The 13126-nt window shown below is 64.2% G+C and carries 12 protein-coding genes; 6 read left to right on the forward strand and 6 right to left on the reverse strand.

Features of this window, described 5'->3' with window-relative positions:
• Nucleotides 1–103: 103 nt before the first annotated feature.
• The 6 genes from AC4ELH_RS29340 to AC4ELH_RS29365 form a co-directional block, all read right to left on the reverse strand.
• Nucleotides 104–1399 carry a histidine phosphatase family protein gene (locus AC4ELH_RS29340; protein ID WP_498888347.1) on the reverse strand — a complete coding sequence of 432 codons (1296 nt, stop codon included), beginning with the start codon at nt 1397–1399 and terminating at the stop codon, nt 104–106.
• Between the two features lie 175 nt (nt 1400–1574).
• Nucleotides 1575–3005 (reverse strand): histidine phosphatase family protein, encoded by a 1431-nt coding sequence (locus AC4ELH_RS29345; protein ID WP_498888349.1) that lies wholly within the window; start codon nt 3003–3005, stop codon nt 1575–1577.
• 235 nt (nt 3006–3240) lie between these two features.
• Entirely contained in the window at nt 3241–4707 is a 1467-nt protein-coding gene (locus AC4ELH_RS29350; RefSeq protein WP_498888351.1) for a histidine phosphatase family protein, read from the reverse strand.
• A gap of 198 nt (nt 4708–4905) precedes the next feature.
• Nucleotides 4906–5385, reverse strand: coding sequence for a nitroreductase family deazaflavin-dependent oxidoreductase (locus AC4ELH_RS29355; RefSeq protein WP_064883707.1), 480 nt, complete (start codon nt 5383–5385; stop codon nt 4906–4908).
• A 10-nt stretch (nt 5386–5395) separates the two neighbouring features.
• Nucleotides 5396–5770: a DUF8021 domain-containing protein gene (locus AC4ELH_RS29360; protein ID WP_448445623.1), complete on the reverse strand. Its 375-nt coding sequence runs from the start codon at nt 5768–5770 to the stop codon at nt 5396–5398.
• A gap of 10 nt (nt 5771–5780) precedes the next feature.
• On the reverse strand, nt 5781–6932 hold the full coding sequence (locus AC4ELH_RS29365; protein WP_064883704.1) for a steroid 3-ketoacyl-CoA thiolase: 1152 nt from the start codon (nt 6930–6932) through the stop codon (nt 5781–5783).
• 167 nt (nt 6933–7099) lie between these two features.
• On the opposite strand from AC4ELH_RS29365, the gene AC4ELH_RS29370 reads away from it, so the two are divergent.
• From AC4ELH_RS29370 to ltp2, 6 genes are read left to right on the forward strand one after another with little or no spacing between them, the layout of a single operon-like run.
• Nucleotides 7100–8350 carry a cytochrome P450 gene (locus tag AC4ELH_RS29370; RefSeq protein WP_064958047.1) on the forward strand — a complete coding sequence of 417 codons (1251 nt, stop codon included), beginning with the start codon at nt 7100–7102 and terminating at the stop codon, nt 8348–8350.
• Between the two features lie 36 nt (nt 8351–8386).
• Entirely contained in the window at nt 8387–9391 is a 1005-nt protein-coding gene (locus tag AC4ELH_RS29375) for an acyl-CoA dehydrogenase family protein (RefSeq protein WP_064883700.1), read from the forward strand.
• Nucleotides 9391–10554: an acyl-CoA dehydrogenase FadE29 gene (fadE29, locus tag AC4ELH_RS29380; RefSeq protein WP_064883698.1), complete on the forward strand. Its 1164-nt coding sequence runs from the start codon at nt 9391–9393 to the stop codon at nt 10552–10554. Before AC4ELH_RS29375 ends, fadE29 begins: the two co-directional genes overlap by 1 nt.
• 14 nt (nt 10555–10568) lie before the next feature.
• Nucleotides 10569–11540, forward strand: a complete 972-nt coding sequence (locus tag AC4ELH_RS29385) for a bifunctional MaoC family dehydratase N-terminal/OB-fold nucleic acid binding domain-containing protein (RefSeq protein ID WP_498888355.1) — start codon at nt 10569–10571, stop codon at nt 11538–11540.
• Nucleotides 11537–11947: a MaoC family dehydratase gene (locus AC4ELH_RS29390; protein WP_254358683.1), complete on the forward strand. Its 411-nt coding sequence runs from the start codon at nt 11537–11539 to the stop codon at nt 11945–11947. Before AC4ELH_RS29385 ends, AC4ELH_RS29390 begins: the two co-directional genes overlap by 4 nt.
• 2 nt (nt 11948–11949) lie before the next feature.
• Nucleotides 11950–13104: a 17-hydroxy-3-oxo-4-pregnene-20-carboxyl-CoA lyase gene (gene ltp2 / locus AC4ELH_RS29395; protein WP_174554232.1), complete on the forward strand. Its 1155-nt coding sequence runs from the start codon at nt 11950–11952 to the stop codon at nt 13102–13104.
• Nucleotides 13105–13126: the final 22 nt, after the last annotated feature.

Raw genomic sequence — 13126 nt, forward strand, 5'->3', positions numbered from 1 at the left:
GGATGCAAAAAAGTACTCCCCAGAAGAACAAACTGAATTTCTCAGTCCAACTTCCGGGGAGCACTTCAATCGCTTGATTTGGGGCAGTTTTGCGTCTGCTCGCTTAGGCGGCGTCCTTCTCTCCGGCTTTGGTTGCGGTCGTGGCCTTCTTGACGGCCTCACCGATCTTGCGGACCGACGAAGAGACCTGCTCGCGAGTGTCCTCAGCGGCAGCCTTCACCTTGTCGTGGGAGCGCTTGAGTGCCTTCGCGACACCGGGCCCAGCCTTGTTGCCGTCGCTGAGATCCGTTGCACCAGAACGTGCCTTGAGCTTGGACTTCATCTCGGTCACGACAGGTTTCGCGGGCGAGGCGACCTGTTGGGTTGTGGTGCTCGCTGCGGCCTCGGCGCTGTCCACGGTGTTCTCCGTGGCCGCCTTGACGCTCTCGATTCCCGACGACACCTTCTCGGGTAATTCGTTCTCGTTCTTCGGGATTGCCTTGTCGATGCGTTTGACGATCTCCGCGGTGATCGCGCGATTGAACTTGGTCACGGAGAAGCTGGCATCGGCCAGTCCACGGTTGATCGCGGTGGCGATAGCGGCCGGATCACGGGTTTCGAAAGACTGCACGACACCGTCTGCGGCCTGCTGCAGTTGCCTCGACAGCGTGCGCAGCTGTCGGAAGGCCTCGACCCGGAACGGGGTTTCCGGGCCGATTTCGGTGCCGTTCCAGTTGACGACGCGCCAGCCGTCCTCGGGATTGCCCTCGACCACCACGTAACCGGTATTTCGCAGCGGATTGGTCATCAGCCACATCGGGTCCGCATTTTCTGCATTCAGGAAAACCCAGAACATGATCGCGCCGCCGTGCGAGAATGCGGCGACATTTCGATCCCCGTTGTCGTACATCGTCTGAATTGCGCCATCCATGCGGGCATCGAATTCCCGGCCATTGATCGAGCCTGGGATCCGGGCATCCAGGTCGCCCTGCAACCATTTCAACGGTGCTTGAAGATAGCCCTTGACGGCATCGGATTCGGGGGTGCCCTCGTAAATCCCCGCCTCGATCTCCTGTAGGCCGGGGAGGACCTGGATCGGAAGGCCCAGATACTCCGCCATCGGTGCGGCGGTCAGTTGGGTCCGGACCATCGTCGAGGCGTAGATTGCATCGTAGTTGTTGTCGCCCAGTACTTTGACGATGTCACGGGCCTGTTGCTGACCCTTCTCGGTGAGAACGGGGCCCGGTACCGACGAGTCGGCAACGTTCGCGGCATTCGCTGTCGACTCTCCGTGGCGGATGAACGTGATTCGCATGACCTCCGCCGCGTGGGCGGCGGGAATGGCCAGGAGAAATGCCAGGAACATCATTCCTATGCAGGCAATTGTCGCTCGTATACTCGATCTCGGAAAATGACTCATCTTGCTGTGTTCCTCCAATCGTTGTGTACAGGTGGAGCGAGATGAACGTATGACCGAATTGTTTGGAATTGTGTAGATGTCCCGGTGTTCGAGACCGGCTGTTGCGGTTGTTCATGTGAATAAAGAGGCGCCCCAGATCAATTGATCTGGGGCGCCTATTGAAAATGCCGGCCGATCAGGCGGCGTCCTTCTTGCCGGAGGTGTCGTTGTCGGCACCGGCACCGGCGTCGGCACCGGCGGTCTTGCCGGGCTGGCCGATGGCCTTCTTGACGTCGTCGCCGAACTTCTTGATCGACGACGACACCCGGTCCTGTGCGTCCTTGACGGCGGTCTGAACCTGCTCGCCGGTACGGTTGACCGGCTTTGTGACGCCGGGCAGCGCCTTGTTGCCGTCGGACAGGTCGGTCGCCCGCGGCTTGACGATGCCGTCGACAGCAGTCTTCAGCTTCGACTTCGCCCGCGAGATGGGTGCAGAATCAGCGGGTTTCGTGGAGTCCGAGACGCTCTCCGGAGCGGACTGAACCTTCTGCTCGATGCTGTCCGCGGTCGCGTTCAGTGAGGTCTTGATGTTCTCGACCCCGGTGGACACCTTGTCCTGCAGATTCTCGGTGTTCGTCGGGATCGCCTTGGTGGTCCGCTTGATGATCTCCGCGTTGATCGCCCGGCTGAACTTGGTGACCGAGAAGGACGCGTCGGCGACGCCGCGGTTGATCGCAGTCGCGATGGTCACGAAGTCGCCGGTCTTGAACGCCTCCTTGACCTGGTCGGCGGCGGCGGTGAGCTGGCGGGACAAGGTCCGAAGCTGAAGGCCCACCTCGTGGTCGAAGGTCGGTTCCGGGCTGAACTGCTTGCCGTTCCAGTTCACCAGGGTCCAGCCGTCCTCGTTGTTGCCCTCGATGACCACATAGTCTGTGTTGTCCAACTGAGCGGTCTGCAGCAGCTGGAGCTTCTCCATCACGGTGAGGTTCTTCACGTTCATCATCGTCCAGAACATGATGGTCCCGCCGTGCGAGAAGACGACGGCGTTGCGATCACCGTTGTCATACATGGTCTGAAGCGCACCCTTGACCCTGGCGTCGAACGTGTACCCATTTTCGTCGGTGCCGGGCATGAACGTGCCCTTGTTGAATATCGACTCCGGGATCTGGGGAATGACTCCGGGGAACGTCCATCCGATCGGATACAGGCCGTACCCGCCCTGGGCGTCGGCCTCCGGTGTGCCTTCAAAGACGCCGGCCTCGATCTCCTGCAGACCGGGCAGCACCTGAATCGGCAGCCCCAGATACTGCGACATCGGTGCCGCGGTCAGCTGGGTCCGCACCATGGTTGATGCGTAGATGGCGTCGTAGTTGTTGTCCCCCAGCAGTTTGGCGACGTCCTGTGCCTGCTGCTGTCCCTTCGGGGTTAGCACGGGACCGGGCGTCGACGTGTCGATCAACCCCGACGCGTTGCCCGCCGACTCGCCGTGGCGCACGAACGTCACGCGCATGACCTCGGCGGCGTTGGCGACGGGCATCGCCAGGAAGAACGCGAGGAATGCCAGGCCGACACCCCCAAGTAGACTTCGATACCGTGACGCCGGCGCGTCACCTCTGCGGCGGTTCATGTGGTTCCTCCGTTGCGGCTGTGTGGATTTCACGTGACCTGCCGGTGACGGTTCGCTGGCCGGCCAGATAGATTGTCTGACCGTCTGCTGTGAAGACGAGCTGTTATCCCATTGCGTGGGAAGATATTTGACAGATTCTTGCGTGCGCTGACGCCCTGCCGCGAATACGACTGAACCCCCTCCTCGGTCGAGGAGGGGGACCGGCCGTTCGTATTACGTTGAGCTACCGCCTAATTCAGGCGGCGTCCTTAGCTTTCGGCTTGGCTGTGCTGTTGTCGGACTTGTCTGCCTTGGTGGTCTTGTCGGCCCCGGTGAGCTTCTTGACCGTCTCACGAGCCTGCTGGGCCGAGGTTTCGATGCCGCTGCGCACGTCGTCGGCGGCCCGGTTGATCCGCTCTCGAACCGCGGCGGCGGGCTTGCCCGGCTCCGCCTTGTTGCCATCGGTCAGCTTGGTGGCGCCGTTGGCCGTACGAGCCGTGGTGATCTTGGCCTTGACCGAATCAGCGGTCTTGTCGGTATCGATGACCTTGTCGACCGTCGATGTGGTGCTCTCGCTGACATTCTCGACGGGGGTCGTCGTGTTCTCGGTGAGTTCGCTCACGGCCGGAGTGCTGCTCTCGGTGACAGCCTTGACAGCCTTCGGGGTGCTGAGCTTCGACACCTGCGTCGTCGACTGGCCCAGCGAGCCCGGGATGCCGGTGATCGCGTTGACGGTGTCGGTCACCGAGTCCTTGACGAACTTGACCCCGGCCTCTGCGACGTCCTGGAGGCCCTGCGCACCGGTGGTCACGATGCCCTGCGCATCCAGCGAGAGAACTGGGATGCGCATGTTGTAGACCGCCTTCTGCGGTGCCACGATCAGGTCGCGCACATTGACGAACATCTGCGTCGGGTAATCCGCGGGTCCGACTTGCTGGCCGGCCCATTCCTTCAGCGTCCAGCTGCCGTCGTCGTTCTTCTCCACCACCACCGTGTCGGTGTTGTTCAGCGGATGCTGCACGATCAGAAGAAGATTCGGGTTGTCGACGTTCATCATCGTCCACATCATGATGGTGGCGCCGTGTGAGAACACCGCGGCGTCGATCTCGCCGTCACCATTGGTGTCGTCGGTGTCCTCCTCGACCTGGGTGAGTGCATTCGTCACCCGCTCGTTGAACTCAAGGCCGTTCTCGCCGCCGGGGATCGGGATGAACTGCAGGCCCATGGTCCAGGCCAACGGCGCGAGGATGTAGCCGATACGGCCGATGCCTTCACTTTCGGGCAGGCCCTCGAAGATGCCGGCACTGATTTCCTGCACGCCGGAGTTCTGCTGCGGGTGGTCCGGGTCGTAGGCACCCAGAACCGTGACCGGCAACCCGCGCTTGGCGGCGAACGGTGCTGCCGTCTCCTGGGTACGGATCATGGTCGAGGCGTAGAGCCCGTCGTACTTGGTGCACTCGGCGGTGGGGCACTGGGCATTGGCCCAGTCGATGGCCTGCTGCTCACCGTTCGGGCCGCCGTTCTGGTTCACCTGACCGTTGGTCAGGTGCGGGCCCGGCGTGCTGGTGTCGATGTACCCGGAGGCGTTGCCCTGGGACTCGGCATGCCGGATGAACGTCACGGTCATCGCCGCGGCGGGCAGGGTTGCCGCCGCGAACAGAGCACATGCAGTCAGGGTGGTTGCGGCGGCACCGGCAGCCCGGCGTCGAGTGGGTCGTTGCATAGGGTCTCCATCGGTTCACGAAAATGTGGCCTGCCGCTCACTTGACGTTCACTGTGTGCGCGCTCACAGAACATAATCAAAGAACTGTTTACCCGTCAATTCAGCTACGCAGAGTTGCGTAATTGTCCAGCTCCCGGACACCTGGCGAACAAAAAACGCCCCCGGACAAAGTCCGGGGGCGCTGCACGTTGTCGGTGGTCAGGCCGGGTCGCAGATCACGATCGGGATCTTGCGGTCCGTGTAGGAGCGGTAGTTCACGAAGTCGGCGTACATGGCGTCGAGCTTGGGCCAGTACGCGTCGCGCTCGGCATCGGTGGCGTCGCGCGCGGTGAGTTCCAGGGTCTCGTGCTTGGTCTGGAACTTCACCTTCGGGTTGGCCACCAGGTTCAGGTACCACATCGGGTTGGTGGCCCGGCCGCCCTGCGAGGCGACCAGCACGATGCGCTTGCCCTCCTGCAGGAACAGCAGCGGGCTGTCACGTTCCTCGCCCGACTTGCGCCCGATCGTGGTCAGGATGCCGACTTCGGCGCCACGCAGGAACTTGTCGCCGAACCGCCCGCCCGTCTTCTTGAAGATCCAGGTCTGGGCGCGCGACATCCACTTGATGGCGGTGCCGGTCGATTTCGCGTTGAGACGTTCGACCTGTTTGGGGCTCAGCGGGCGAGGGGTGTTGGCCATGCGGTGGACCTTAGCGGCTGAGGAACGGGGTCAGGGACGCGCGGATGTGATGGATCTGCCCGTCGGATGCCGGGATCAGGAACGTCTCGTCGACGTGTGAGCAGACCCGCCATCCGAACAGTCGCGGCTTGGTCAGCACGTCGAACTTGGCGCGGATGTTGTCGCCGTCGACGCTGTATTCGGGCGCCGTGGTCTTCTCGATCAACTTGAACTGCGGACCGTTGTTCAGGCTGCGGCGCAAGTGATCTCCGGAACGGCCCGTCTTAAGACCCATCTCGATGCGGATGCAGTCCGGTGTGAACGGGACCGCATCCGCCTGGTGGCTCACCAGCGCATCGATGTAGGCCTGTGCGGCCGCGATGCGCTCGGCGTCTGAGAATGGCACGGGGAAGGCCTCAGATTCTTTCGATGATCGTGCCCGTGGACAGCGCACCGCCGGCACACATGGTGATCAGCGCGGTGCTCTTGTCGGAGCGCTCCAACTCGTGCAGCGCCGTGGTGATGAGGCGGGCGCCGGTCGAGCCGACCGGGTGGCCGAGTGCGATGGCGCCGCCGTTGACGTTGACCCTGTCCATGTCGGCGCCGTGCACCTGCGCCCAGGACAGGACCACGGACGCAAACGCCTCGTTGATCTCGACCAGGTCGATGTCGCCGATCTTCATCCCGGCCTTCTCGAGCACCTTGGCGGTGGACTGCACCGGGCCGTCGAGGTGGTAGTAGGTCTCGGCGCCGACGTTGGCTTGGCTGATGATGCGGGCGCGCGGCTTCAGGCCCAGGGCCTTCGCCTTGTCCTCGTCCATCCACAGCACCGCGGCGGCACCGTCGGAGATCTGCGACGAGGTACCCGCGGTGTGGATGCCGCCCTCCATCACGGGCTTCAGCCCGGCCAGGCCCTCGGCGGTGGTGTCGCGCAGGCCCTGGTCGCGGCTGACCGTGTTGAGTTCGGCCGTCGGCTGCTTGTTCTCGTCGATGACCGGTGCCTCGATCGGGGAGATCTCCCGGTCGAAACGCCCCTCGGCCCAGGCCTGCTTGGCCTTGAGCTGAGACGCCAGGCCGAGCGCATCCACATCGGCGCGGGTGATGCCGCGGCGCTTGGCGATCCGTTCGGCGGCCTCGAACTGGTTGGGCAGGTCGATGTCCCACGACGCGGCGCGGGCACCGCCGCCGTTGGCGCCGAGACCGACCCGGCTCATCGCCTCGATGCCGCAGGCGATACCGATGTCGATGGCGCCGGTGGCGATCAGGCCCGCGATCAGGTGATTGGCCTGCTGCGCGCTGCCACACTGGCAGTCGACGGTGGTGGCACCGACGTGCTCGGGAAGCCCGGCGACCAGCCAGGACTGTCGGGTGACGTTGTTGCCCTGCTCGCCGTACTGCGTGACGCAGCCGCCGATGAGCTGCTCGACGCTGCCGGCATCAATGCCGGCCTTCTCGATGAGGGCTTTCTGGACGGCTCCCAGCAGCTCGGTGGCGTGCAGGCCGGACAACCAGCCGTTGCGCTTGCCGATGGGGCTGCGGGTGGCTTCGACGATGACAGGGTTACCCATGGAGCCAGGCTAGAACACGTTTCATTACTCTGACAAGCGCGGATGCATCACTACCTTTGATCTGCGGTCAAGGCATGTTTCAATGGTCTCAATTGGTACTAGACCACGTTGTTTCAAGCATTGCTGGCTACGCGCACGGCTTGCTACAGACACTAGGAGTAAGACACATGGGCTGCCCCAACATCCCCAAGGATTTCGACTTCCTCGATTCCGAGCTCAACCTCAAGGGCCTGCCGGTCGCCGAACTCGCCGAGCTTCGTAAGGCCGAGCCGGTTCGCTGGGTCGATGTGCCCGGCGGCACCGGAGGCTTCGGCGACAAGGGCTACTGGTTGGTGACCCGGCACGAAGACGTCAAGGACGTCTCGCTGCGCAGTGACGTGTTCTCCAGCGCGATGAACGGCGCGATCCCGGTCTGGCCCCAGGAGATGACCCGCGAAGCGGTCGACCTGCAGCGCGCCGTCCTGCTGAACATGGACGCCCCGCACCACACGCGCCTGCGCAAGATCATCTCCCGTGGCTTCACCCCTCGCGCGCTCTCGCGGCTCGAGGACGAGCTGAACAACCGCGCGCAGCAGATCGCCAAGAACGCGGCGGCCTCCAACTCCGGCGACTTCGTCGAGCAGGTGTCCTGCGAGCTGCCGCTGCAGGCCATCGCCGAACTGCTCGGTGTGCCCCAGGACGATCGCGACAAGCTGTTCCGCTGGTCCAACGAGATGACCGCCGGCGACGACCCCGAGTACGCCGACGTCGACCCGGCCATGTCCTCGTTCGAGGTCATCACCTACGCCATGAAGATGGCCGAGGAGCGGGGCAAGAACCCCACCGATGACATCGTCACCAAGCTGATCCAGGCCGACATCGACGGTGAGAAGCTCAGCGACGACGAGTTCGGCTTCTTCGTCATCATGCTGGCCGTCGCAGGCAACGAGACCAGCCGTAACTCGATCACCCACGGCATGATCGCGTTCTCGCAGAACCCCGATCAGTGGGAGCTGTTCAAGAAGGAACGTCCCAAGACCGCCGTCGACGAGATCATCCGGTGGGCGACCCCGGTGTCGGCCTTCCAGCGCACCGCCAGCGAGGACACCGAGATTTCCGGCGTCAAGATCAAGGCCGGCGAGCGCGTGGTCATGTCGTACCGCTCGGCCAACTTCGACGAGACCGTGTTCGACGACCCGTTCACCTTCAACATCCTTCGCGACCCGAACCCGCACGTTGGCTTCGGTGGCACCGGGGCGCACTATTGCATCGGCGCCAACCTGGCCCGCCTGACAATCAACCTGATCTTCAACGCGGTGGCCGACCACATGCCCGACCTCAAGCCGGTCGGGGATCCCGAGCGGCTGAAGTCGGGTTGGCTCAACGGCATCAAGCACTGGCCGGTGGACTTCACGGGCGCGTGCCCGGTCGCGCATTGAGCACACTGACCGCCTAACGGATCAAGGAGGATTCGGGTGGATTTCACACCGAACCCGGAACAGCAGGCCGTCGCCGACGTGGTGACGTCCGTTCTGGAACGCGACAACTCTTGGGATGCACTGGCTTCCGGTGGAGTCGCGGCGCTGGGAGTGCCGGAACGACTCGGCGGTGACGGTCTGGGTCTGCCCGAGCTGTCCACCGCCTTGACCGAGATCGGTCGCCACGGCACCACCGGCCCGGCGCTGGCCACCATCGGCCTGGGTCTCGTGCCGCTGCTCGACCTGGCCTCGGACGCCCAGCAGGATCGGTATCTGGCCGAGGTTGCCGCGGGTGCTGTGCTTTCTGCGGCGCTGAACGAGCCGGGGCAGTCGCTGCCGGAGCGGCCCGCGGTGAACTTCGCGGACGGCAAGCTCAACGGCACCAAAGTCGGTGTGCCCTATGCCGAGACGGCGAAGTGGCTGCTGGTCACCGCAGACAACGCGGTGGTGGTGGTCTCGCCCACGGCTGACGGTGTGACGGTCACCAAGACCCCGACCGCCAACGCTTCCGACGAATACGTGGTCACCTTCGCTGACGTCGCGATCGACGCCGACGACGTGCTCGACGGCGCGAGCGCGCACCGGGTCAACCAGCTGGCGCTCGCCGCCACCGGCGCGTTCGCTGCCGGGCTGGTGGCCGGCGCGTTGCGCCTGACCGCCGACTACGTGGCAACGCGTGAGCAGTTCGGTCGTCCGCTGTCGACGTTCCAGACCGTGGCCGCACAGCTGTCCGAGGTCTACATCGCCTCGCGGACGATCTCTCTGTTGTCCACCTCGGTCCTGTGGCGGTTGTCCGAAGGCCTTGACGCCGACGAGGACCTGGCCATCCTGGGCTACTGGTTCACCTCTCAGGCCGCGCCGGCCATGCGGCTGTGCCATCACCTGCACGGCGGTATGGGTATGGACATCACCTACCCCATGGACCGCTACTACTCCTCGATCAAGGATCTGACCCGACTGTTGGGCGGGCAAGCGCATCGCCTCGATTTGGTGGGAGCGTAATGTTCATCGATCTGACCCCGGAGCAGCGTGCGCTGCAAGCCGAACTGCGGGAATACTTCTCGACTCTCATCACGCCCGAAGAGGCCGAGGCGATGGAGTCCGACCGGCACAACGAGGCCTACCGTGCCGTGATCAAGCGCATGGGCAGCGACGGCAAGCTCGGCGTCGGTTGGCCCAAGGAGTACGGCGGCCTGGGCTTCGGCCCGGTCGAGCAGCAGATCTTCATCAACGAGGCCAACCGGGCCGACATCCCGCTGCCGATGGTCACGCTGCAGACGGTAGGCCCCACCCTGCAGGCCCTCGGCACCGAGGAGCAGAAGAAGAAGTTCCTGCCCGGAATCCTGGCCGGTGAAGTGCATTTCGCCATCGGTTACTCCGAGCCCGATGCCGGTACCGACCTGGCGTCGCTGCGCACCACCGCGGTGCGCCATGGTGACGAGTACATCGTCAACGGCCAGAAGATGTGGACCACCGGCGCGCATGACGCCGACTACATCTGGCTGGCGTGCCGCACCGATCCGACTGCGGCCAAGCACAAGGGCATCTCGATCCTGATCGTCGACACCAAGGATCCCGGCTACTCCTGGACCCCGATCATCCTGTCGGACGGCGCGCACCACACCAATGCGACGTACTACAACGATGTGCGGGTGCCCGCCGACATGCTCGTCGGCGAGGAGAACGGCGGCTGGAAGCTCATCACCACCCAGCTCAACCACGAGCGGGTCGGCCTCGGGCCGGCCGGCCGGATCGCCGGCATCTACGACCAGGTGCACACCTGGGCATCGAAGCCGGGTTCGGACGGCGTCACGCCGATCGAGCTGGACGCCGTGAAACGGCTTCTGGGACAGATCAAGTCGATCTGGCGGATCAATGAGCTGCTCAACTGGCAGGTGGCGGCCTCGGGCGAGACCATCGCCGTGGCCGATGCTGCCGCCACCAAGGTGTTCTCCACCGAACGGCTGCAGGAAGTCGGCCGGCTGGCGGAAGAGATCGTCGGTGGTTACGGCAATCCCGCTGATCCGGAAACGGCTGAGCTGCTGGTCTGGCTGGACAAGATGACCAAGCGCAACCTGGTGATCACCTTTGGCGGTGGCGTCAACGAGGTCATGCGCGAGATGATCGCGGCGTCGGGCCTGCGGGTGCCGCGGGTGACCCGGTAGAGCGAAGGGTTGAGATGAGCGCGAATCTGCAGGCCGGCATCGACGAGATCATCGCGGCTGGGCAAAGCAAACCGACGGTGGCCCGGGATCTGGTGAATCAGCCGATGATTCACCACTGGACTGACGCGATCGGCGACAAGAACCCGATCTACGTCGACGCAGAGGCAGCACGAGCTGCCGGGCATCCCGGCATCGTCGCGCCGCCAGCGATGATCCAGGTCTGGACCATGATGGGCCTGGGTCGCACCCGCTCCGACGACGATCCGCTGGGCCGTGCGATGAAGCTGTTCGACGACGCCGGGTATGTCGGCGTCGTGGCGACCAACTGCGATCAGACGTATCACCGTTACCTCGAGCCCGGTGAACAGGTGGTGATGAGCGCCGAGATCGTCGGCATCGTCGGCCCGAAGCAGACCGCGCTGGGTGAGGGTTACTTCATCAACCAGAAGATCCGTTGGCACGTCGGGGACGAGGAAGTCGCCGACATGGACTGGCGGATCATGAAGTTTCTGCCGGCCGGCAAGCAGGCCGCCGATGAAGCCGCCGAAACCTATGAGATCCCAGAAGATCTCGACCCCGACAAATTGATGCGTCCGTCCTCCTCGCGGGACACCAAGTTTTTCTGGGACGGCATCAACGCCCACGAACTGCGGATCCAGAAGCGGCCGGATGGTGCGCTGCAGCACCCGCCGGTGCCCGCCGTGTGGGCCGACAAAGATGCTCCGGCCGACTACGTCGTGGCGTCCGGCAAGGGAACGGTGTTCAGCTACGTCGTGCACCATGCCCCGAAGGTGCCCGGACGCAGCCTGCCGTTCGTGATCGCTCTCGTCGAACTCGAAGAGGGTGTGCGCATGCTGGGTGAGCTGCGCGGGATTGACGCCGATCAGGTGAAGATCGGAATGCCCGTCACCGCAACCTATATCGACTTCCCGGACAGTGAGATCAGCCCGGCCTGGACGTTGTACGCATGGGAGCCCCAAGCATGAGCCTGACTGTTTCCGACGTCCGAGTGGGCACAGCACTCCCCGAACTCAAGATCTACGGCGACCCGACGTTCATCGTCTCCACCGCCATCGCGACACGCGACTACCAGGATGTGCACCACGACCGGGACAAGGCGCAAGCCAAGGGTTCCAAGGACATCTTCGTCAACATCCTGACCGACACCGGACTGGTCGGCCGGTACGTGACCGACTGGGCCGGGCCGAACGCCGTCATCAAATCGATCAAGCTCCGTCTCGGAGTGCCGTGGTACGCCTACGACACGATCACCTTCACCGGTGAGGTCACCGAGATCGAGGGCGACCTGGTGAGCCTGAAAGTGGTGGGCAGCAACAGCCTTGGCAACCATGTCATCGCCACGTCCACCCTTACGCTCGGAGGCGCCAAGTGAGCCTGTCTGGTAAAGCCGCCATCGCCGGTATCGGCGCCACCGACTTCTCCAAGAACTCCGGCCGCAGCGAGCTGCGTCTGGCCGCCGAGGCTGTGCTCGACGCCCTCGATGACGCCGGTCTCAAGCCGTCCGACGTCGACGGTCTGGTGACGTTCACGATGGACTCCAACCTGGAGACCGCCGTGGCCCGCTCGACCGGGATCGGGGATCTGAAGTTCTTCAGCCAGATCGGCTACGGGGGCGGCGCCGCAGCGGCGACCGTCCAGCAGGCGGCGCTGGCCGTCGCGAGCGGTGTCGCGGAAGTCGTTGTGGCCTACCGAGCCTTCAACGAGCGCTCGGAGTTCCGGTTCGGCCAGGTGATGACCGGTCTGACCGTGAACGCCGACTCGCGTGGCGTGGAGTACAGCTGGTCCTACCCGCACGGCCTGAGCACCCCGGCCGCGTCGGTGGCGATGATCGCCCAGCGTTATATGCATGAATACGGCGCCACGAGTGCGGATTTCGGCGCGGTGTCGGTGGCGGACCGCAAGCATGCGGCGACCAACCCGAAGGCGTTCTTCTACGGCAAGCCGATCACCATCGAGGACCATCAGAACTCGCGGTGGATCGCCGAACCGCTGCGGCTGCTCGACTGCTGCCAAGAAAGCGACGGCGGGGTGGCCATCGTCGTCACCACGCCCGAGCGAGCCAAGGATCTCAAGCACCGGCCGGCGATCATCGAGGCCGCCGCTCAGGGCGCGGGCACCGACCAGTTCACCATGTACTCGTACTACCGTGACGAGCTCGGTCTGCCCGAGATGGGTCTGGTCGGCCGCCAGCTGTGGGAGCAGAGCGGCCTGTCGCCCGACGACATCCAGACTGCGATCCTCTACGACCACTTCACCCCGTACACCTTGATCCAGCTCGAGGAGCTCGGCTTCTGCGGTAAGGGCGAGGCCAAGGACTTCATTGCCGGCGGCGCCATCGAACTCGGCGGCCGGCTGCCGATCAACACCCACGGTGGTCAGCTCGGTGAGGCCTACATCCACGGCATGAACGGCATCGCCGAGGGCGTGCGGCAATTGCGGGGTACCTCGGTGAACCAGGTCGACGGCGTCGAGCATGTGCTGGTCACCGCGGGCACCGGCGTGCCGACCTCCGGGCTGATCCTCGGATAAAGGTGCATCGCCACCCCCTCCG

The sequence above is a fragment of the Mycobacterium shunyiense genome, from assembly GCF_058270075.1.